Below are 21,978 nucleotides of genomic sequence, written 5' to 3'. Positions count from 1 at the left end.
ACAGGCGCTACATAACCTGAACCCTGGCCAAACCAGTCAGCCACTTTGATGGCTTTGACCATTGCCCCAAGTCCGCCGCAGCGCGACTATCCCTCTGTTGTTTACGGTTCCCCAACCTAATAAAAAACACAGAGGGATTCTGGCAATGCGCGATTACTTGTCTGCCACCGCACAGTTCAACTATCAGCACACCGTGGATGCCGCACTCAGCGGTTCGCTTGAGGCGCTCAACGCCTGCGTCGAATGCTGCGACCGCCATGCCTTGCCGGGGCGTATCGCGCTGTTCTGGGAGGGTCGCGACGGCGCCAGTGCGACGTACACCTTCAGCGACTTGCAGGACAAAGCCGCGCGTTTTGCCAATTTCCTCCTCGCCCAAGGCGTGCAGAAGGGTGACAAGGTCGCCGGTCTGCTGCCGCGCAATATCGAATTGCTGATCACCGTGTTCGCCACCTGGCGCATTGGCGCGGTGTATCAACCGCTGTTCACCGCGTTCGGCCCCAAAGCCCTTGAACATCGCCTCAACAGTTCCGGCGCCAAAGTGGTGGTGACCGATGCGGTCAACCGGCCGAAACTCTCGGAAGTTGCCGACTGCCCGACCCTGGTCACCGTCGGCGGCGCCAAGGGCCAGGGCATTGTCCGTGGCGATTTCAGTTTCTGGGCCGAGCTGCCCAACCATTCCAATGTCTGCGAACCGGCGATGCTCACGGGCGAAGACCCGTTCCTGCTGATGTTCACCTCGGGCACCACCGGTCCGTCGAAAGCGCTTTCCGTCCCGCTCAAAGCCATCGTCGCGTTTCAGAGCTACACCCGCGACGCGGTTGATCTGCGTCCGGAAGATGCGTTCTGGAACGTCGCCGATCCGGGTTGGGCCTACGGCATTTATTTCGGCGTGACCGGGCCGTTGTCGATGGGCCATCCGATTACCTTTTACGATGGTCCGTTCACCCTCGAAAGCACCTGTCGGGTGATCAACAAGTACGGCATCACCAACCTCACCGGTTCGCCGACCGCATATCGCCTGTTGATTGCCGGCGGCGACGAGTTCGCCAAGTCGATCAAGGGCAAGCTGCGCATTGTCAGCAGCGCCGGCGAGCCGCTGAACCCGGAAGTGATCCGCTGGTTCGCCGACAACCTCGGCGTGGTCATTCACGACCATTACGGCCAGACCGAACTGGGCATGGTCCTGTGCAACCACCACGGCCTCGACCATCCGGTGCATGTCGGCGCCGCCGGTTTCGCCTCGCCGGGCCATCGCATCGTGGTGCTCGACGATCAGTACAACGAACTGGGCGTCGGCCAGCCCGGCATTCTCGCCATCGACCGTCCGCAGTCGCCGATGTGCTGGTTCGGCGGCTATCAGGGCGCGCCGACCAAGGCTTTCGTCGGTAACTACTACCTGAGTGGTGACACTGTGGAGTGGAACCCGGACGGCAGCATCAGCTTCGTCGGCCGCAGCGATGACGTGATCACCACCTCCGGCTACCGCGTCGGCCCGTTCGACGTCGAGAGCGCGCTGATCGAACATCCGGCTGTGGTCGAAGCGGCCGTGGTCGGCAAACCCGATCCGGAGCGCACCGAGCTGGTCAAAGCCTTTGTCGTGCTCAGCGCGCAATACCGTGCGGCGCCGGAGTTGGCCGAGGAATTGCGCCAACACGTGCGCAAGCGTCTGGCCGCGCATTCTTACCCGCGTGAAATCGAATTTGTCAGCGAATTGCCCAAGACCCCGAGTGGCAAATTGCAGCGCTTTATCTTGCGCAACCAGGAAATCGCCAAGGCTCAAGAGGCCGCGGCGAAGAACGTTTCAGCTTGAATCAGGAAGTACAGTCATGCAGATCGAGAACAAGGTTTTTATCGTCACCGGCGGCGCATCCGGCCTCGGTGCCGCCACCGCTGAACTGCTGGTCAGTGCCGGCGCCAAAGTGATGCTGGTGGACATGAATGCCGAAGCCGTGGCGGCTCAGGCCCAGCGTCTGGGCGCGCAAAGCGTGGTTGCCGACATCAGCAACGAAGCCGCGGCCGAAGCTGCGGTGCAGGCGACCGTCAATGCCTTTGGCAGCCTCAATGGCCTGGTCAACTGCGCCGGCATCGTGCGTGGCGAGAAAATCCTCGGCAAGAACGGCCCGCATGCGCTGAGCAGTTTTGCGCAAGTGATCAACGTCAATCTGATCGGCAGCTTCAATATGCTGCGTCTGGCCGCTGCCGCCATCGCCGAAAGCGAGGCCAATGCCGACGGCGAACGCGGTGTGATCATCAACACCGCTTCGGTGGCGGCGTTCGACGGCCAGATCGGTCAGGCGGCGTACTCGGCATCCAAAGGCGCCATCGCCAGCCTGACCCTGCCGGCCGCCCGTGAACTGGCGCGTTTCGGCATCCGCGTGATGACCATCGCCCCGGGCATTTTCGAAACACCGATGATGGCCGGCATGACCCCGGAAGTACGCGACTCGCTGGCCGCCGGCGTGCCGTTCCCGCCGCGTCTGGGCAAGCCTGCCGAGTACGCCGCACTGGTTCGGCATATCATCGAAAACAGCATGCTCAACGGCGAGGTGATCCGTCTCGACGGTGCCTTGCGCATGGCCGCCAAGTAAGGAGGATTTGTCATGACCCTTTCCAACGATCCGATTGTCATCGTCAGCGCCGTCCGCACCCCGATGGGCGGTTTTCAAGGCGAACTGAAAAGCCTCACCGCGCCACAACTCGGCGCCGCTGCGATCAAGGCTGCGGTTGAACGTGCCGGAGTCGCCAGCGATGCGGTCGACGAAGTGTTGTTCGGTTGCGTACTGCCCGCCGGCCTCGGCCAGGCACCTGCGCGGCAAGCGGCATTGGGCGCCGGGCTGGATAAATCGACCCGTTGCACCACCGTCAACAAGATGTGCGGCTCGGGCATGGAAACCACCATTCTGGCCCACGACATGCTGGTCGCCGGCAGTGCCGACGTGGTGATTGCCGGCGGCATGGAAAGCATGTCCAACTCGCCGTATCTGCTGGATCGTGCCCGCGCCGGTTATCGCATGGGCCATGGCCGCGTGCTCGACTCGATGTTCCTCGACGGCCTCGAAGACGCCTACGACAAGGGCCGTCTGATGGGCACCTTCGCTGAAGACTGCGCTGAAACCAATGACTTCAGCCGCGAAGCGCAGGACGCTTTTGCCATCGCCTCGACCACCCGTGCGCAGCAGGCGATCAAGGACGGCAGCTTCAAGGACGAAATCGTCCCGCTGACCGTGACCGTCGGCAAAGAACAGGTGCTGATCAGCAACGATGAGCAGCCACCGAAAGCCAAACTGGACAAGATCGCTTCGCTGAAACCGGCCTTCCGCGAAGGCGGCACGGTGACAGCGGCCAATTCCAGCTCAATTTCTGATGGCGCGGCGGCGTTGGTGTTGATGCGTCAATCCCAGGCGCAGAAACTCGGTCTGAAACCGCTGGCCGTCATCCATGGCCATGCCGCGTTTGCCGATACTCCGGGGCTGTTCCCGGTGGCGCCGATCGGCGCGATCAAGAAACTGATCAAGAAAACCGGTTGGTCGCTGGGCGACGTTGATCTGTTCGAGGTCAACGAAGCGTTTGCGGTGGTGGGGATGGCGGCGATGACTCACCTGGAAATTCCCCATGACAAGCTCAACGTGCATGGCGGCGCTTGTGCCTTGGGCCATCCGATCGGTGCGTCCGGCGCGCGCATTCTGGTGACCTTGCTCTCGGCGCTGCGCCAGCGAAACCTCAAGCGCGGGATCGCAGCCATCTGCATCGGCGGCGGTGAAGCGACGGCGATGGCCGTGGAATGCGTTTACTGAAGTTGATGGCTGACCTTGTGGGAGCGGGCTTGCCCGCGATAGCGGTGGGTCATGTAGCAGATATGTTTGCTGACACGACCCCATCGCGGGCAAGCCCGCTCCCACAGGGTTTTGTGTTGTCACCCGGATTTAAGGATTCACCATGATTCCCAACGAAGACCAAACCCAGATCCGCGACATGGCCCGGCAGTTTGCCGAGGAACGGCTCAAGCCGTTCGCCGCCGAGTGGGATCGCGAGCACCGTTTCCCCAAGGAGGCCATCGGCGAGATGGCCGAACTGGGCTTCTTCGGCATGCTCGTGCCGGAGCAGTGGGGCGGATGTGACACCGGTTATCTGGCCTACGCCATGGCCCTGGAAGAAATCGCTGCCGGTGATGGCGCCTGCTCGACCATCATGAGCGTGCACAACTCGGTGGGTTGCGTGCCGATTCTCAAGTTCGGCAACGACGACCAGCGCGAACGCTTCCTCAAGCCATTGGCCAGTGGCGCGATGCTCGGCGCGTTCGCCCTGACCGAACCGCAGGCCGGTTCCGACGCCAGCAGCCTGAAAACCCGTGCGCGTCTTGAAGGCGATCACTACGTGCTCAACGGCTGCAAACAGTTCATCACTTCCGGGCAGAACGCCGGGATCGTGATCGTGTTTGCGGTGACCGATCCGAGTGCCGGCAAGCGCGGCATCACTGCGTTTATCGTGCCGACCGATTCGCCGGGCTACAAAGTCGCCCGCGTCGAAGACAAGCTCGGCCAGCACGCCTCGGACACCTGCCAGATCCTCTTTGAAGACCTCAAAGTCCCGGTCGCCAACCGACTGGGTGAGGAGGGCGAAGGCTACAAAATCGCCTTGGCCAACCTTGAAGGCGGCCGCGTCGGCATCGCCTCGCAATCGGTGGGCATGGCCCGCGCCGCGTTTGAAGCAGCGCGTGATTACGCCCGTGAGCGCGACACCTTCGGCAAACCGATCATCGAGCATCAAGCCGTGGCGTTCCGCCTCGCCGACATGGCCACGCAAATCGCCGTCGCCCGGCAAATGGTGCATTACGCCGCCGCCCTGCGCGACAGCGGCCAACCGGCGCTGGTCGAAGCCTCCATGGCCAAACTGTTCGCTTCGGAAATGGCCGAAAAGGTTTGCTCGATGGCGTTGCAAACCCTCGGCGGTTACGGTTATCTCAACGACTTCCCGCTGGAGCGCATCTACCGCGACGTGCGCGTCTGCCAGATCTACGAAGGTACCAGTGACATTCAGCGCATGGTCATTTCGCGCAATCTTTGAGAAGGAATCTGCATTCATGACTTACGAAACCATTCTGCTGGAAACCCACGGCCGCGTTGGCCTGATCACCTTGAACCGGCCGCAGGCGCTGAATGCCCTGAACGCGCAACTGGTCAGCGAAGTGAATCATGCCCTCGATGGCCTGGAAGCCGATGCGAACATCGGTTGCATCGTCCTCACCGGATCGAAAAAAGCCTTCGCCGCCGGTGCCGACATCAAGGAAATGGCCGAGCTGACCTACCCGCAGATCTACATGGACGATCTGTTCAGTGACAGCGACCGCGTGGCCAACCGGCGCAAGCCGATCATCGCGGCGGTCAACGGTTTTGCCCTGGGGGGCGGCTGTGAGCTTGCGCTGATGTGCGACTTCATTCTGGCCGGCGACAACGCCAAATTCGGTCAGCCGGAAATCAACCTCGGCGTGCTGCCGGGCATGGGCGGCACCCAGCGCCTGACCCGCGCCGTGGGCAAGGCCAAGGCCATGGAAATGTGCCTGAGCGGGCGCATGATCGATGCGGTGGAAGCCGAACGCTGCGGCATCGTTGCGCGGATCGTGCCAAGCGATGAGTTGCTGGAAGAAGCGCTGAAGGTGGCGGCGGTGATCGCCAGCAAGTCGCTGCCGATTGCGATGATGGTCAAGGAAAGCGTCAACCGTGCTTTCGAGGTCAATCTGACTGAAGGCGTGCGTTTCGAGCGCCGGGTGTTCCATGCGGCGTTTGCAACGCAGGATCAAAAGGAAGGGATGGCGGCGTTTGTGGCCAAGCGGACGCCGGATTTTCAGGGCAAATAATGCTGCAGTCTTACTGACGTCATCGCTGGCAAGCCAGCTCCCACACAATCTTCGGTGTACACAACATCTGTGATCGACCGAGAACCCTGTGGGAGCTGGCTTGCCAGCGATGCTTTTGCTTTTAGATCTGGTAGTTCTTCAGCTCCCGAGCAATCACCATCCGCTGAATCTCGCTCGACCCTTCATAGATCTGGGTAATCCGCGCATCGCGGTAGTACTTCTCGACCGGATAGTCCTCCAGATACCCATACCCGCCATGAATCTGAATCGCCGACGAGCAGACCTTCTCGGCCATTTCCGACGCAAACAGTTTTGCCTGCGAAGCCTCTGACAAACATGGTTTGCCCGCCGTGCGCAGCCGCGCCGCGTGCAGAATCATCAGGCGTGCCGCGTTCAGTTGCATGTGCATGTCGGCCAGCAGATTGGCGATGCTTTGGTGCTCATTGATCGGCTTGCCGAACTGGATACGATCACGCGAATAAACCAGCGCCGCTTCAAACGCCGCACGGGCGATGCCCAGCGCTTGCGCGGCGATGCCGATGCGGCCGCCTTCAAGGTTGGACAGGGCAATCGCCAAACCCTTGCCACGCTCGCCGAGCAGATTGGCCTCGGGAATGCTGCAGTTGTTCAGCGTTACCGCACAGGTGTCGGAGGCGCGGATGCCCATTTTGTGTTCGGTACGGTCGACGATGAAACCCGCCGTGTCGGTCGGGACCAGAAACGCCGAAATGCCTTTTTTGCCCAGCTCCGGATCGGTCACCGCAAACACAATCGCCAGTTTCGCCCGTTTGCCGTTGCTGACAAATTGCTTGGCGCCGTTGATCACCCATTGGCCGTCACGCAATTCGGCACGGGTGCGCAGGTTGTGCGCTTCGGAACCGGCCTGCGGTTCGGTCAGGCAGAAGCAACCGATGGTTTGCCCACTGGCGAGATCCGCCAGCCAGGTCTGTTTCTGAGCTTCGCTGCCGTAGTTGAGCACCGGGCCGCAACCGACCGAGTTGTGAATGCTCATGAACGCGCCAGTCGCGCCGTCGCCGGCAGAAATCTCTTCGACCGCCAGTGCGTACGCCACGTAGTCGACGTAAGTGCCACCCCATTCTTCCGGCACGACCATGCCGAGCAGGCCCAGTTCGCCCATCTTCGCTACCAGCGCGTCGTCGATCCAGCCAGCCTTTTCCCAGGCTTGTGCATGGGGCGCGATTTCGCCACGGGCAAAGTCCCGGGCCATGTCGCGGATCATCACTTGTTCTTCAGTCAGTTCGAGATCGTGCATGGCTCAGCTCCCGCTCTCATCAAAACCGTGGAAGAAACTCGCAACATGCGCCGCGTCCAGCGCGGCGAGGGTCGGCGGGTTCCAGCGAGGTGTCTTGTCTTTGTCGATCAGCAGGGCGCGCACGCCTTCGATCAGATCGCCGCGTTCGAACCACTGACGATCCAGATGCAGTTCCAGGGCGAAGCAACGTTCCAGGCTCAGATGACGGCCGCGACGGAGCATTTCCAAAGTCACGGCCATGGCCAGCGGTGAACGGGTTTCCAGCAGGTTGGCGGTGGTAGTCGCCCATTCGTGGCTGTCGGCCACGGTCACTGCGCGCAGTTGCTCGACCATGCTCGGTACATCGGGCAGAGCAAAGAAATGGTCGATGGCCGGGCGCAAGGCTTCCAGTGGCGCATCGGGCAGGGTTTGCACGGCGTGTTTGGCCAGCAGGTTTTGCAGGGCCTTGAGCGGCTTGTCCTGCCATTCCATCTGATCAAGTTTCTCGTCAAGCAGCGCCAGTTGACTGCTGTCCAGATACCAGTCGGCGAGGCCGCAATACAGCGCGTCGGCAGCACGGATCTGCACGCCGCTGACCCCCAGATAAATGCCTAACTCACCGGGAATACGCGGCAGGAAGTAACTGCCGCCGACATCCGGGAAATAACCGATGGCCACTTCCGGCATCGCCAGTCGGCTCTTCTCGGTGACCACGCGCAGATCCGCGCCTTGCACCAGGCCCATACCACCGCCGAGGACAAATCCGTCCATCAACGCCAGCACCGGTTTGCGGTAATGATGAATCGTCAGGTCGAGGGCGTATTCCTCGACGAAGAAATCTTCGTGCAGCGTGTCGCCGCTTTTGAAACTGTCATACAGGGAACGAATATCGCCACCGGCGCAGAAGGCTTTTTCACCGGCACCGCGCAGCACGACTGCGTGAACATTGGCATCGCTCGCCCAGGCGTCGAGCTGCTGTTGCAGCAGGCGCACCATGTCGAGGGTAATGGCGTTGAGGCCGGCGGGGCGGTTGAGGGTAAGGTGACCGATGTGGTTGCGAACCTCGGCCAGCACTTCGTTTTGCGTGGCATCCATGGACACAGTCCGCGGGGATGAAGCCTGAGCAGTCATCACTAACTCCCTGCTTTTATTGTCTTTATTCGAGAAGCTCGCGCGCGAGCGTTAGCGGATCGTAACAGTGCAAATTTGCCCTGTACAACGGGGATATGTGCAGGGTCTGTCTGCGTTTTTACCTTAGACACAAGATCGCCTTTGTGGCGAGGGAGCATGCTCACGCGCAGGCGCGCAGCAGTCGTAAACCGGGTTATGCGATTTGTCTTGAAGAATGCAGGGGACCGCTTCGCGCTCCAGCGGGAGCAAGCTGCCTCGCCACAGGGATCTCAGCGGCTAACGTGTGAAGACTTCACCGATGCTGCGCCGTTTGGCGTGCTGTTCGCTGCTGTGGATCAGTTGTTCCAGGTCTTCGGGGGTGATGTCGATGAACGCTTCCATGTCCGCCAGTGCCAGTTTCAAGTCTTCAGCGGTGATCGCCTGACTGTCGACCGGTGCCACCGTTGGTGCGGGATCGGCAGCACGTTTCGGATAACGAATCCGCGTCAGGTTGTTGTAAGCGAGGGCGCTGAGCAGCATGCACGCAGCGCCGAGCATCACCGGCCCCATGGCTGTCCAGTCCATGGCGACGGTCGCCGGATCTGCCAGCACGAGCGTCAACGCCAAGGCACCGGCCGGTGGATGCAGGCAACGCAGCCAGCACATCAGAATCAACGCCATGCCCGCCGCCAGACACGCGCTGCCAAGGGTTCGCCCGAGCACGTGGGCCACCAACAATGCGACGACACCGGCACACAAGTAACCGCCGAGAATCGACCAAGGCTGGGCGAGCGCACCGGACGACACGGCGAACAGCAACACCGCCGAGGCGCCCAACGGGCCGATCAGGTGATAGGCCACGTCATGACCGAATACCTGCGCGCACAGCCACACACTGAACAGCGTGCCCAAGGCCATGCCGATGGCGGCGCGGCTCCATTCGGTGGGGCGGGTGTTGATGGCGGCGGGTAACCAGCGAGCGAGCATGTGAATCCGATCCTGTAAAAAAATGCGGGCAAAAAAAAGGACTGTCCGGCAATCCGGAAAGCCCTCGAAGTGTTCCAACATTGGGGGAGGAACGTGCACAGTGTGCCGATCATTCACGATGCTGACAAATTCATATTAATGCAGTTTCAGTGCACTATTTTTGAGCTGAAGCCACTCTTCGGCCGCTGACGAAACACAGATAACCACCCAACGCCGCCAACGCGCTCAGCGCGTAGAACATGCTCGGCGCCGGCGTGTGCATCAGCAGGAATCCACACATCACCGGACTCGCCGCACCGCCGAGTGCCGCCAGGTTCTGCGCGCCGTAGTAGCTGCCACGCAACTCCTCTGGGGCCAGCGTATCAACGAAGAGGAAATCCGCCGGGTAGATGATCATTTCGCCCAAGGTGAAGATGAACATCGCCACGCACCAGCCTACGAGGCTGTCGGCCAGGCTGAAACCGATCAGACCGACAATGAACAACGCCGTGCCACCGGCAATCCACTGGCGCAAGTACTCGCGTTTGAGCAAGCGGCCGATCTGGTATTGCAACAGGATCACCGTGATCGCGTTGCAGGCGAGCAGGGCGGCCATGGTGTCCAGCGTCTGTTGCTGGGTGTGGGTCACCAGCAGGTATTGCGACAGGTACAACGTGAAGCGCCCGTGCACCAACGTGCTGAGCAGGCAACCGAGGGTAAACAGGATCATCGTTCGGTCGTTCTTGAGGATGATCAGCGTATTCAAAAAGCTTTGTGGCTGGCCGACTGGCGAGATCGGGCTGGCCTCTTTCGCGGCGCCGAGCAGCAGGAAAATACTGCCAATGGCAATTGCGCCGGCAACGATGAAGGGCGCGGCGGGCTGGATGCCGGCAATCACCACGCCGATCATCGGCCCAACCGCATAGCCGATATTGGTCAGCGTGTAATTCAGCGAGAACGCCTTGACCCGCTGGCCGACCGGCAGGTTTTCACTGAGGATCGCCTTGGAGCAGATCAGGAACAGCGCCGACGCGGTCTCGCTGATGATCAGCACTAGGGTGACCAGATACAGGTTCTGCGCGAAGGTCAGCAGCATCAGGCCGATACCGCTGGAGAGCATTGTCACAATCAGCAACTGACGCTTGTCGAGTTTGTCGATGATGTAGCCGCCGTACAGCGACAACAGCGTCGCGCTGAACACTGCGACGCCCAGCAGCAGGCCGACGTCCTGCGGGTTGAGGCCGAGTTTGTTGCTGAGGAACAGGGTCAGCAGCGGACTGATCAGGGCACGGCTGACGACGACGGTCAGCGAGCTGATCATCAGTCGGCGAATGAGGCGCGAGTAGGTGGCCACGAAGAGGTCAACGTCCTTATTTCAAATGCGAGAGGCGCGCCGTCATCCTCCCCGGCTCTCGCCCGGCGGTCAACCTGACACACCGACATGCCCATGTAGGAGCTGGTTTTGAGTGTTGTCAGGGAAGTGGCAGGCGCATCGCGCAACGTCTTTCGCCGGGGAAACCGTGGTTGATTTCGGTTTGCAGGGCGGTCAGCAGATGCGGTGGCGTGTCTTCAGCGCCGAGCACGATAAACCCGAGGCGCTGATAGAACGGCGCATTCCACGGCAGGTCGCGAAAGGTGGTCAGGGTCACGGCCTGCAATTGCATCTGACGCGCGTGCTCAATGGCCGCTGATACCAACGCACGCCCCATGCCTTGCCCCTGAAAATCCTGACTCACCGACAGCTCTTCGATGTGCAATTGACTGTCGATTTCCAGTGCCCGAAGAAACCCCGCCAGTGACTGGTCAGCACTTTCAACCACCCAAACGCACAGCTGCTCGATGGCCTGCACATGCTGCGCACTATCTGGCACTTCGGCGTCGGCGAGCCAGGCGAGGGCAGGGTCGAGACGAAACAGCCCGGCAGCCGAGCGTTCGATGGCGGGGAGGGCGGCCGCGTCAGCAGGGCTGGCGCGGCGGACGATGAAAGTCATATCGGGACGAATCCTGTCGAGCAAAGCCCGACAGATTACGGTTTCAGCCACAGCAGAACATAGTCGTTTTTATCGAAACGCCCACTCAACACCGGTTCCAGCGTTTGCAGCGGCGTACCCGCGAGTGCCTTGAAGTCATTGCGATCCATCATCAGCCACGCCGGGCGTTTGAGTGCTTCCAGATCCTGCACGGTTTCGCTGAACTGCGGTTGCAGATCCTGTTCGAGGTTGACCATGAACTTGATCGCTTTGGCATCTTTGCCCATGCCGTGCAGCACCAGTGGCGCCGGGTATTGTTGAACCTGGGCAAATACTTCACGGCTGAAGGTGCGGGTGTCGTACATCTGCCGTTCAACCGGCTCGAACACCATGACATACACCGCCCACAACGCCAGCACCGCACTGAACGCCATGACCTCGGCACGCCAGCGCGGCTGCAACAGGCGCGACAATGCAAACACTTGCAGCACGCCAAGCACGATCAACACGCCTGCCAACCCAATTTGCAACTCCGGAACCCGCCGCCGCGCAACCAGCAACACCACCATCAACAACCCCGGCGTCAGCAGCCATAGCCCTTGAATCACGCCGCGCAACCAGACGAACACGCGACCGTGCGCCACCTGAAACGGATACGCCGCGATGATTGCCGCCATCGGCAACATTGGCAGCAGATACCGTGCCTTCTTCGCCTGCGGGATCGACAGCCCGACCATCACGATCAACCCCGCCCCCGCGCAATATTGCACCAGCCGCAAGGCCGGCCCGCGCTGTTGCGGTTTGCTCAGCCATGCGCAGGCCAACGCCAACAAAGCCAAGGGATACGCCAGCGCATAGTTGCCGAACGACGAAGTGAAGTAATACAACGAACCGCTGACACCCTCGCTACCGTCCATGCGCCCCATGAACTGCATGCGGATCACGTCTTGCACGAAACCCGGACCACCGCTGAGCTGCGCCAGCCACAACAACAGCCCGACGCACGCCACCAGCAACAGCGTCGCGAGACCACCAAACAGCAGCAATCGCGACCATTGCCGATTGAGCAGGTAGTAACTGCACAGCATCCCGGTCGGCACCACCAACCCGATCGGCCCGCGAATACCGAAACCGAGCAGCAGCAACACAAAGATCAGCGACCAGCGCCGTCCACCACCGAAATGATCATGGGCATAACCGAGATAGAACACGGCAAACGCCACAGCGGCAAGCATCAGGTCCTGCGACACCGCACGCACTTCAGTGACGAAGGTGCCGGTGAGCATCAGCAAGGCAATGCTGATCAGCGCCCAACGCCGCGAATACGGCGCGAGCAGGCGATACATCAACGTCACCATCACGGCCCCGGCGACAGCGCTCGGCGCCCAGGCGGTTAAGGCGTTGACCGTGCCGAACGGCAGCGACAGCAGCCAGACAAACCACGTCGACAGCGCCGAGTAGTCCGCGTACGGCTCACCGTAAGTGGTGGGAAACACTGTCGGCCCGTGGCGCAGCATTTCCTGCGCGAACAGCACAAAACGTGAATCAAAACCGATAGGGGCCTGCCCGTAGACCCCGGCGATGAACAATAAAAACGCCAGCAGCCCTGCGATCAGGGACTGCCGGCGAATGGCAGGCGTCAGCGTGATCAAGCGACGTCGGACGCGTGCGGCCACTGTTGCAGCGGGATCGGCAACTTGCGCGATTCGCCACGGCCCATCGGGAAATACTGGAAGCCGTTGCGCGCCAGGCGCTCGGCGTCATACAGGTTGCGACCGTCGAAGATTACCGGTGTGTTGAGACGCTGCTTGATCAGGTCGAAATCCGGAGCTTTGAACTGCTGCCATTCAGTGCAGATGATCAGCGCATCGGCGCCGGGCAATACCGATTCAGGCGTACCCATCAGCATCAGTTTCGACTCATCCGGGTAGAGACTCTGGGTTTCCTGCATGGCTTCCGGATCGAATGCGCGCACGCTGGCACCGGCCGCCCACAATTCTTCCAGCAACACCCGGCTCGGTGCATCGCGCATGTCATCGGTGTTGGGCTTGAACGCCAAGCCCCACAGGGCGAAGGTCTTGCCCCGCAGGTCACCCTTGTAGAACGCGTTGATGCGCTCGAACAGCTTGTGTTTCTGCCGTTGGTTGATCGCCTCGACCGCTTGCAGCAGATCGCTGGAGCAGTGCGCCTCTTCGGCGCTGTGGATCAGGGCGCGCATGTCTTTGGGGAAGCACGAACCGCCATAGCCGCAGCCCGGATAGATGAAGTGGTAGCCGATGCGTGTGTCGGCACCGATGCCCTGACGCACCGACTCAATGTCGGCTCCGAGATGTTCGGCCAGTTCGGCGATCTGGTTGATGAAGCTGATCTTGGTCGCCAGCATGCAGTTGGCCGCGTACTTGGTCAGCTCGGCGCTGCGCAGGTCCATGAACATGATGCGGTCATGGTTGCGGTTGAACGGCGAATACAAGTCGCGCATGACATCGCGCACTTCATCGCCTTCGCAGCCGATAACAATGCGATCCGGCCGGCGGCAATCCGCGACGGCGGAGCCTTCCTTGAGAAACTCCGGGTTGGAGACGATATCGAATTGCAGCAGGCGACCGACCTTGATCAGGGCCTTTTCGATGTGCGTGCGCAGGGTGTCGCCGGTGCCCACTGGCACCGTGGATTTCTCCACGATGATCAACGGCTGTTCACGATGCCGGGCAATTGCGTCGCCGACTGAAAGCACATAACGCAGATCCGCCGAACCGTCTTCACGGGACGGTGTGCCGACTGCGATAAATGCGACCCGACCGTGCTGCACGGCGAGTTTTTCATCGGTGGTGAACAGCAGGCGTTTCGAATCCAGGCCCTCACGTACCAGACTGGCCAGCCCCGGTTCGAAGATGCTGACGTGGCCCTGGCGCAACAGGTCGATTTTTTTTTGATCGACGTCCATGCACACGACGTCATGGCCGACCTCGGCCAGTACTGCGGCCTGCACCAGGCCGACATATCCGCTACCAAATACTGTGATTTTCATGGAGCACTCCTGAATTCGGGCGCACGAGCCGGACGAGTGTTGATAGTGATGACCCCGAGCATGACCAGCGCCACGCCCAGTGATTTAGTGAAACTGAAGGATTCGTTGAACAGCGGCAGGCTGGCCGCCAACAGGTACACCAGCGCATAGCTGATGCTCAGCAGCGAATAGGCGCGGCCCAGCGGCAGATCGCGCAGGGCGGCGAGCCAGCAGAGCATCGACAGTGCGTAGGCGACGATCGCCGCGACAACAACCGCCAGCGCACGCAGGTCGATACTGTCCAGCGCAAGCCAATGGTCCGGCGCCGGCAGGCGCGTCATGCTCCAGCGCATGCCCAGTTGTGCGGCGCTGACCAACAACACGCTGCCCATGGCGAAGGTGATTCCACGACGCTGGTTCATGATTGTTGCCCCAGCAAAACCACGCCGCCGATCACCAGCGCCACGCCAAGCCAATGCTGACGGTCGATGGGTTCACGGAAAACGAAGCGCGCGATCAGGGTGATAAAAACGAAGTTGAGGCTGAGCATCGGGTAGGCGATGCCGACTTCCAGACGCTGCAGCACCAGCAGCCAGACCAGCAGGCCCGAGCCCAGCGCGAGCAACGCCAGCCACAACCACGGCGAGCGCAGTTTGTCGGCCCAGGACGACTCGACACCGCGCCAACTTTCCACGGCGTACTTTTGCGCGACCTGCCCGAGGCAGGTCAGCAGGCAGGCGAGCAACACCAGCAACAGGCTCATGACGCCTCCTTGGGCAGAATCATGATCACCAGGTTGCCCTGCTCATAACGCACGCCGTCCTTTGGCAGTCTGTCGATTTCGTCCAGTTCGTCTTGCCCCTTGACGCGCATCACCACGCCGACCGAACCGCTGCGGCGCGCCTCGCGCATCCACTGTTGAACCTGTTCGGGATCGACCCGCTGTTGAATGCCGTCAGGATAGGCAAGGCCATATTTCAATTCGCCTATCGTGTTGTACAACGCCACTTGCGGGCGTTTCAGCCGCCAGGCCAGGGCCGACGCGGCGCCCAGATCGTTGCTCAACAGATGCTCGGCCTGCGCCAGTTCGCTGACGTGATGCTTGATGAACTGATCAGGTGTCTTGTTGGCGATCACCGATTTGGGCAATGCCGCCGGCAATAGCGCGATCAGCAACAGACTGCCGAAGGCCGGCGCCGCCCAGCACTGCAAGGGCAGGAAGGCTTGCAACAGGTTGGCGATGATCCAGCCGATCAGCGCGATGAACACCAGCACCAGGCTGTGCAGTTCATGGTCATAAATCGGCCGCGTCAGCTGCACATACACCAGCGCAATCAGCACGGCGATTCCGAGCAACAGATTCAGCAAACCATTAATGCCCAACGCCCGGCCTTGCTCCAGTCGCAAGCGATCGGCCAGCGCATGGCCCAGCAACAACGCCATCGGCAACAGGCACGGCAGGATGTACGTCGGCAGTTTGCCGTTGCTCAGGCTGAAGAACGCCAGCGGCATCAGCAACCACAGCAACAGAAACACCACTTTGGGCTGAGTACGGCTCTGCCATGCCTGCTTGAAAGCAGTCGGCAACAACCCCACCCACGGCAGACTGAACGCCACCAGCAGCGGCAGGTAGAACCACCACGGCGCATCGTGCTGGGCATCGTCCCCGGCGAACCGGCGAATGTGTTCATGCCAGAAGAAGAACCGCCAGTAGTCCGGTTCCTGCGCATGCACCGCCAGCGCCCACGGCAAGCTGACAATGATCGCCACAGCAATCGCCACCGGGCCGTACAGCAGCAATTCGCGCCAGCGTTTTTGCCAAAGCATCCACGGCAAGGCGATCAGCACCGGCAACACCCAGGCGAGAAAGCCCTTGGTCATGAAGCCCATGCCGCAGGCGAATCCCAGCACAGCCCACGCGGCCGTGCGTTTACCGCTGGTATGGCTGTCGACGGCAAACCACAGCGCCACCAGGCTCAGGTTGACCCAAAAGGTGAATTGCGGATCGAGGTTGGCGTAGCCCGATTGCCCGGCAACCACGGTGAAACTCATGTAGAGCAGGGCGCAGACGAAGCTTTTGCGCGGCTCGTTCCACAGGCGCCGGGCGATCAGGTAGCAGAGCAACACGCTCAAACCCGTGCTCAGCGCCGAAGCGAAGCGCACGCCAAACAGGTTCTGCCCGAACAATTCCTGCCCCAGCGCGATCATCCAGTAGCCGGCAATCGGCTTCTCGAAATAGCGCAGGCTCATGAAATGCGGCGACACCCAGTTGCCGCTCAGCAGCATGTCCTGACTGATCTGTGCGTAGCGGGTCTCGTCGGGAATCCACAAGCCATGGCTGCCCAGCGGCAGCAGGTAGGCCAGCAGACAGATCGCCAACAACAGCAGCGGCAGTGTCCAGCGTTTAGTCATGCGCCTTGCACTCCCAGCCAGCCTTCGCGGCCGTCGAGGGCGCCGCGCTGAACACGACCCACGGGCAAGGTGTTGAAGAACTCGGGCAACAAGTCGCCCAGCGGGGTGAAGTCGATGTTGCGCTGGCGCGCATCGGCCAGCAGTTGACGAAAGTCCTCAGCCATCAGAATCCCTTCCACTTCGGCATGAATGGTGTAGACGTTGAGTTGTCGCGGCAGAAAGTGATCGAGGATGAACCGGTTGAAATCCCGCGCCGCAACGATGGGGCCGACGACTTCGTCGAAGGTCGGCAGATCCACCGGAATCTGCGGCGTGCCCGGTGTGCCGTCAGCCAGCAGCGGACGGAATACTCGCGTGCCTCGGCAATCGCTGTTGTAGCGAAAGCCGAACGCCTGCTTGGCTTCAATCACGCGCTCGTCGGCACGCCAACCGGCAGCGGCCGAACAGGTGACCTTCTCGCCAAGAATGTCGCTCAAGGTGTCGACGCCCTGACGGATCTGCTCGATCAGTTGCTGATCGCTCCAGCGCCCGGCATTGGCTTGCCAGCCGTGGTGATCCCAGGCGTGCAGGCCGACCTCATGCCCGGCATCGCGGGCCTGACGCATCAGGTGCCCGAGTTCGCGGCCAATCGGTTTGCCCGGCCACGCGGTACCGGCCAGCAAAATGTCCCAGCCGTACAGGCCGGCCGCGTTGGAACGGAGCATCTTCCAGAGGAACTGCGGGCGGATCAGGCGCCACAGATGCCGGCCCATATTGTCCGGGCCGACACTGAAGAAGAACGTTGCCTTGATCTGCGCTTCGTCGAGCATTTCCAGCAGACGCGGCACACCCTCACGGGTGCCGCGAAAGGTATCGACGTCGATGCGTAGACCGGCCTGCATCAATGCTTGTCCGCGATTTCGAGCATGGCTTCACGCAAGAAGAAGTCCAGCGTATTGCCAATGGTCTCGCGCATTTCCACGGTCGGCGTCCAGTCCAGCAGGCGCTTGGCGTTGGCGATGCTCGGTTTGCGGTGTTCGACGTCCTGGTAACCGGCGCCGTAGAACGCCTTGCTCTCGACGTCGCGGAAACCGGCGAACGGCGGGAAGTTGTGGCGCAGCGGATGCGCTTCGAACTGCCGCAGCAACTCTTCGCCCAACTGGCGGATGCTCGCTTCATTGTCCGGGTTGCCAATGTTGATGATCTGGCCGTTGCAGACGTCGTTGTCGTTATCGATGATCCGCGCCAGTGCTTCGACGCCGTCGGCGATGTCGGTAAAGCAGCGTTTTTGCTCCCCGCCGTCGAACAGGCGAATCGGCGTGCCTTCCACCAGATTGAGGATCAGTTGGGTGATTGCCCGGGAGCTGCCGATACGCGCCGAATCCAGACGATCAAGACGCGGGCCCATCCAGTTGAAAGGTCGGAACAGGGTGAAATTCAGGCCTTTGGCGCCATAGGCCCAGATCACCCGGTCGAGCAGTTGCTTGGACACCGAGTAGATCCAGCGCTGCTTGTTGATCGGCCCGACGATCAGGTTGGAGGTGTCTTCGTCGAAGTTCTTGTCCTGGCACATGCCATAGACTTCCGAGGTCGACGGGAAGATCACGCGCTTGTTGTACTTGACGCAGTAGCGCACCAGCTTGAGGTTTTCTTCGAAGTCGAGTTCGAACACCCGCAGCGGATTGCGCGTGTATTCGATCGGCGTGGCGATGGCCACCAGCGGCAGGACCACGTCGCATTTCTTGATGTGGTACTCGATCCACTCGGAGTGAATGCTGATGTCGCCTTCGACGAAGTGGAAACGCGGATGGCTGCGCAGACGCTCGATGGCGTCGGAGCCGATATCCAGACCGTAGACTTCATAGCGATCATCACGCAGCAGACGCTCGGACAAGTGATTGCCAATGAAGCCGTTGACGCCGAGGATCAGCACGCGAGTGCGACGCGGGCCACGGCCGGACTCGGCGCCGCGCAGCAGCGAGCCGTCGACCAGACCGAGTTCGTTGGCCAGTTGCGGGCCGCTCAGGTACAGACCGTTGTCGTTGCGCTGCCCCGAGAGAATCACCAACGAATCTTCGCCACAAGCAATGCGCAGCGGATCGACGCTGATCACCCGGCCCGGCGCCTGGCCTTCGTTGCCTTTGGCAACTTCGGCGCTCCAGACAATCAGTTTGTGCTCGCCCACGGCGCAAAAGGCGCCCGGGTACGGTTGAGTCACGGCTCGGACCAGGTTGAACAGCTGCTCGGCGGGTTGCGCCCAGACCAGTTTGCCGTCCGCTGCGGTACGGCGACCAAACACCGTGGCTTGGCTTTCGTCCTGCACGGTTTCGCTGATCTTGCCTTGCAGCATCGCCGGCAGCGTGTCGCGCAGCAGATCGCTGGCGGCGACACGCAGTTTGCCGTGCAGGCTCAACGCCGTGTCGCTGCGCTCGATGGCCACGCGCTGCTGAGCGACGATAGCGCCGGCATCGGCACGTTTGACCATGCGGTGCAGGGTCACGCCGGTTTCGGTTTCACCGTTGACCAGCACCCAGTTGGCCGGCGCGCGGCCACGGTAGCGTGGCAGCAACGAGCCGTGCAGGTTGAACGCGCCTTTTTTTGCGGTGGCCAGCAGCGGCTCGCTCAGCAGGTTGCGGTAGTAGAAGGAGAAAATGTAATCCGGGTCGAGCTTGGCGATGCGCTCGATCCACAGTGGGTGATTGGCGTCCTCCGGCGCGTGCACCGGGATGCCTTTGTTGGCGCACAGTTGCGCGACCGAGGCGTAGAAAGCGTTCTCTTTCGGATCATCGGCGTGAGTGAACACCGCGGCGATATCGAAGCCGCTGTCGAGCAGAGCTTGAATGCCGGCGCAGCCAATATCGTGGTAAGCGAAGACAACAGTTTTTGCACTCATGAGAGAACCTGACCGGTAGTAGAAGTTGTAGAAGGAGTAGAAGAAAGACCATCAACGGTGACGGCCGGCGCCGGCGTAGCGGGGTGGCTGCGCAGCACCTTTTCAATGAAGAAACGCGGGCGGGCGCGCACGTCGCTGTACATGCGTCCCAGGTATTCGCCGAGCAGGCCCATGCCGATGAACTGGCCACCGGTAAACACGAACAGCACCGCGAACAGCACGAACATGCCGTCACCGGCCCAGCCGGAACCGAAGGCCAGACGCATGACGATCAACGCCACCGCAAACAGCACGCCGAGCCCGGCCATGGCGAAGCCAACAATGCTCAGCAAACGCAACGGCGTGGTGGTCATGCAGGTGATCAGGTCGAACATCAGGTTGATCAGACGCATCGGGCTGTACTTCGAATCGCCATGCTCACGCTCGGCGTGGGCGACGACGATTTCGGTGGTGTGGCGGGCGAAGCTGTTGGCCAGAATCGGAATGAAAGTGCTGCGCTCACGGCAGGCGAGCATCGCGTCGATGATCGTGCGGCGGTAAGCGCGGAGCATGCAGCCGTAGTCGCTCATCGCAACGCCGGTTGAGCGTTGCACGGCGAGGTTGATCAGTTTCGACGGGTAGCGGCGCAGCGCCGAATCCTGGCGATTGCCGCGTACGGTGCCGACCACGTCGTAGCCTTTTTCGGCTTCGGCAACCAGGCGCGGAATTTCTTCCGGCGGGTTCTGCAAGTCAGCGTCGAGGGTGATCACCACGTCGCCCTTGCATTGCTCGAATCCGGCCATGATCGCCGCGTGCTGGCCGTAGTTGCGGTTGAGGATCACCGCCACAAACGGGCTGTCTTCGCGGCTCGCGGCTTCCTCAAGCAAATTGGCGGACTCGTCACGGCTGCCGTCGTCGACGAGGACGATTTCGTAGTCGTGACGCAGCATCCGGCACGCCGCTTCAGTGCGGCGCAACAGTTCCGGCAGGCTGTCCTGTTCGTTGTAGACCGGGATGACGATCGACACACAACGGATTGGGTAAGGTTTCACGGGCGTTTGTCCATAAGAGTGGCGATGGCGCCGACCACGCGATCAAGGTCCTGATCGGTCATGTCGGGGAACAACGGAATCGAGCACAGCCGCGCCGAGTTCCATTCGGTGTTGGGCAGATACAGATCGGGGTCACGCTGGCGGTACCAGGTGTGCAGGTGGGTGGCGATGAAATGGATGCCGGTGCCGATGCCCTGATCCTGCAAACCCTTCATGAAGGCTTCGCGGTCCATGCCGCAGCGCTCGCTGTCGATGCGCAGGATGAACAGATGCCAGGCGTGGGTTTGCGCGTAGTCGGGCAGGGCCAGCGGTTGCACCGGCAAGCCTTCGAGCTTTTGCCGGTAAGCAGCGGCCAACTCGGTGCGGCGGGCGTTGATCGCGTCCAGACGCTCCAGTTGCACCAGCGCAATCGCCGCGTTGATGTCGGCCAGGTTGTATTTGAAACCCGGCTCCATGACCTGCGCCTGCGGCTTGCGGCCGCCGGTGAGGCGGTCGTAGGCATCAACGCCCAGGCCATGGAATTTGAGCATGCGCACGCGACGGGCCAGCGCTTCGTCGTCGGTGACGAACATCGCGCCTTCGGCACAGGTCATGTTCTTGATCGCGTGAAAAGAAAAGATCGCCGTGCCTTGGGCGCCGACGTGGCGGCCTTTGTAGCGAGTACCGGCGGCGTGGGCAGCGTCTTCGATCACCGCGATGCCGTGTTTGTCGGCCAGGGCGTACAGCGGATCGAGATCGAATGCCGCGCCGGCGTAATGCACCGGAATAATCGCTTTGGTACGCAGGGTGATGGCGGCTTCGATGCGGGCAGCGTCGGTCATCAGCGTGTCGCGGTCGACGTCGACGAACACCGGCGTGGCGCCGATCAGCGAGATCATGTTGGCGGTCGAGACCCAGGTCTGCGATGGCGTGATCACCTCGTCGCCCGGACCAATACCCAACGCCAGCAGGGTGATGTGCATGCCGCCGGTGGCCGAAGACAAGGCCACCGCATGCCGGCAGCCAACGTACTGCGCAAATTGTTCTTCGAGGGCCTGGTTTTTCGGTCCGGTGGTAATCCAGCCGGAACGCAATACTTGCTCTACGGCTGCAATTTCTTCATCACCGATACTGGGGCGAGAGAAGGGGAGAAACGCCTGACTCATGAACACCTCATCACAAACAATCAGAAGAAAACCAACTCGAAAAATCGGATCCAACTTCAGCGTAGACGCAAAAAATACCTTCGCATCAATAAGTTGCTGAAATGACTTACCGTCGGGGTCAGGTTGACTTTTCGGGCGTTGCGCGGCAGTTTGGGCACCGCCGCCGCGGGTTCTATTGGAATTAAGGTTATGCCCGTTTTTGTGAAAGGAACATGAAAAAGCGGTTGGCGAATCGTTTATATGAAACTCATACAGCCACTGTTCAGACTTCTACCGTTTATCGTCATTTTTAGTAGAAAAGTCCTACAGAAGTGTTCCCCTTATACTGGGAATGTTGCAGTTGTTAGTTGGTGTGTTGA

The 21,978-nt window shown here is 61.0% G+C and carries 19 protein-coding genes; 5 read left to right on the top strand and 14 right to left on the bottom strand.

Features of this window, described 5'->3' with window-relative positions; genetic code table 11:
* Positions 1-145: 145 nt before the first annotated feature.
* From KI231_RS14770 to KI231_RS14750, 5 genes are all read left to right on the top strand, one after another.
* The gene (locus KI231_RS14770; protein WP_212808880.1) at positions 146-1,810 is read left to right on the top strand and encodes an AMP-binding protein; all 1,665 of its coding nucleotides are present in this window, start codon (positions 146-148) and stop codon (positions 1,808-1,810) included.
* 16 nt (positions 1,811-1,826) lie between these two features.
* On the top strand, positions 1,827-2,588 hold the full coding sequence (locus KI231_RS14765) for an SDR family NAD(P)-dependent oxidoreductase (RefSeq protein ID WP_103302037.1): 762 nt from the start codon (positions 1,827-1,829) through the stop codon (positions 2,586-2,588).
* Positions 2,589-2,600: 12 nt separating this feature from the next.
* Positions 2,601-3,794, top strand: coding sequence for an acetyl-CoA C-acyltransferase (locus KI231_RS14760; protein WP_103302036.1), 1,194 nt, complete (start codon positions 2,601-2,603; stop codon positions 3,792-3,794).
* 142 nt (positions 3,795-3,936) lie between these two features.
* The gene (locus KI231_RS14755) at positions 3,937-5,064 is read left to right on the top strand and encodes an acyl-CoA dehydrogenase (RefSeq protein ID WP_212808879.1); all 1,128 of its coding nucleotides are present in this window, start codon (positions 3,937-3,939) and stop codon (positions 5,062-5,064) included.
* Between the two features lie 16 nt (positions 5,065-5,080).
* Entirely contained in the window at positions 5,081-5,854 is a 774-nt protein-coding gene (locus tag KI231_RS14750; RefSeq protein ID WP_212808878.1) for an enoyl-CoA hydratase, read from the top strand.
* Between the two features lie 121 nt (positions 5,855-5,975).
* On the opposite strand, the gene KI231_RS14745 is transcribed toward KI231_RS14750, so the two are convergent.
* The 14 genes from KI231_RS14745 to arnB form a co-directional block, all read right to left on the bottom strand.
* Positions 5,976-7,127 (bottom strand): acyl-CoA dehydrogenase family protein, encoded by a 1,152-nt coding sequence (locus KI231_RS14745; RefSeq protein WP_212808877.1) that lies wholly within the window; start codon positions 7,125-7,127, stop codon positions 5,976-5,978.
* A 3-nt stretch (positions 7,128-7,130) separates the two neighbouring features.
* Positions 7,131-8,237 carry an enoyl-CoA hydratase/isomerase family protein gene (locus tag KI231_RS14740; protein WP_212808876.1) on the bottom strand — a complete coding sequence of 369 codons (1,107 nt, stop codon included), beginning with the start codon at positions 8,235-8,237 and terminating at the stop codon, positions 7,131-7,133.
* A 276-nt stretch (positions 8,238-8,513) separates the two neighbouring features.
* A complete protein-coding gene (locus KI231_RS14735; protein ID WP_212808875.1) occupies positions 8,514-9,203 on the bottom strand; it encodes an HPP family protein in 690 nt (229 codons plus the stop codon).
* Between the two features lie 154 nt (positions 9,204-9,357).
* Positions 9,358-10,536, bottom strand: coding sequence for an MFS transporter (locus KI231_RS14730; protein WP_212808874.1), 1,179 nt, complete (start codon positions 10,534-10,536; stop codon positions 9,358-9,360).
* Between the two features lie 118 nt (positions 10,537-10,654).
* On the bottom strand, positions 10,655-11,173 hold the full coding sequence (locus tag KI231_RS14725) for a GNAT family N-acetyltransferase (protein ID WP_212808873.1): 519 nt from the start codon (positions 11,171-11,173) through the stop codon (positions 10,655-10,657).
* Positions 11,174-11,208: 35 nt separating this feature from the next.
* On the bottom strand, positions 11,209-12,804 hold the full coding sequence (locus tag KI231_RS14720) for an ArnT family glycosyltransferase (protein WP_213028796.1): 1,596 nt from the start codon (positions 12,802-12,804) through the stop codon (positions 11,209-11,211).
* Positions 12,801-14,180: a UDP-glucose dehydrogenase family protein gene (locus KI231_RS14715; RefSeq protein WP_212808872.1), complete on the bottom strand. Its 1,380-nt coding sequence runs from the start codon at positions 14,178-14,180 to the stop codon at positions 12,801-12,803. Before KI231_RS14715 ends, KI231_RS14720 begins: the two co-directional genes overlap by 4 nt.
* Complete coding sequence (gene arnF, locus KI231_RS14710; protein WP_103302027.1) at positions 14,177-14,581, bottom strand: 4-amino-4-deoxy-L-arabinose-phosphoundecaprenol flippase subunit ArnF; 405 nt, start codon at positions 14,579-14,581, stop codon at positions 14,177-14,179. The genes KI231_RS14715 and arnF overlap by 4 nt, the downstream gene beginning before the upstream one ends.
* On the bottom strand, positions 14,578-14,922 hold the full coding sequence (arnE, locus tag KI231_RS14705; RefSeq protein WP_212808871.1) for a 4-amino-4-deoxy-L-arabinose-phosphoundecaprenol flippase subunit ArnE: 345 nt from the start codon (positions 14,920-14,922) through the stop codon (positions 14,578-14,580). The genes arnF and arnE overlap by 4 nt, the downstream gene beginning before the upstream one ends.
* On the bottom strand, positions 14,919-16,571 hold the full coding sequence (arnT, locus tag KI231_RS14700) for a lipid IV(A) 4-amino-4-deoxy-L-arabinosyltransferase (RefSeq protein ID WP_212808870.1): 1,653 nt from the start codon (positions 16,569-16,571) through the stop codon (positions 14,919-14,921). The genes arnE and arnT overlap by 4 nt, the downstream gene beginning before the upstream one ends.
* Positions 16,568-17,452 carry a 4-deoxy-4-formamido-L-arabinose-phosphoundecaprenol deformylase gene (arnD, locus tag KI231_RS14695; protein WP_103302024.1) on the bottom strand — a complete coding sequence of 295 codons (885 nt, stop codon included), beginning with the start codon at positions 17,450-17,452 and terminating at the stop codon, positions 16,568-16,570. The genes arnT and arnD overlap by 4 nt, the downstream gene beginning before the upstream one ends.
* Entirely contained in the window at positions 17,452-19,443 is a 1,992-nt protein-coding gene (gene arnA / locus KI231_RS14690) for a bifunctional UDP-4-amino-4-deoxy-L-arabinose formyltransferase/UDP-glucuronic acid oxidase ArnA (RefSeq protein WP_212808869.1), read from the bottom strand. Before arnA ends, arnD begins: the two co-directional genes overlap by 1 nt.
* Positions 19,440-20,474 carry an undecaprenyl-phosphate 4-deoxy-4-formamido-L-arabinose transferase gene (gene arnC / locus KI231_RS14685; RefSeq protein ID WP_212808868.1) on the bottom strand — a complete coding sequence of 345 codons (1,035 nt, stop codon included), beginning with the start codon at positions 20,472-20,474 and terminating at the stop codon, positions 19,440-19,442. Before arnC ends, arnA begins: the two co-directional genes overlap by 4 nt.
* Positions 20,471-21,619: a UDP-4-amino-4-deoxy-L-arabinose aminotransferase gene (gene arnB / locus KI231_RS14680; protein ID WP_212808867.1), complete on the bottom strand. Its 1,149-nt coding sequence runs from the start codon at positions 21,617-21,619 to the stop codon at positions 20,471-20,473. The genes arnC and arnB overlap by 4 nt, the downstream gene beginning before the upstream one ends.
* Between the last annotated feature and the right edge of the window lie 359 nt (positions 21,620-21,978).

The sequence above is a fragment of the Pseudomonas sp. Seg1 genome, from assembly GCF_018326005.1.
Taxonomy (GTDB): domain Bacteria; phylum Pseudomonadota; class Gammaproteobacteria; order Pseudomonadales; family Pseudomonadaceae; genus Aquipseudomonas.
This window is presented reverse-complemented; position numbering and strand designations above follow the sequence as displayed.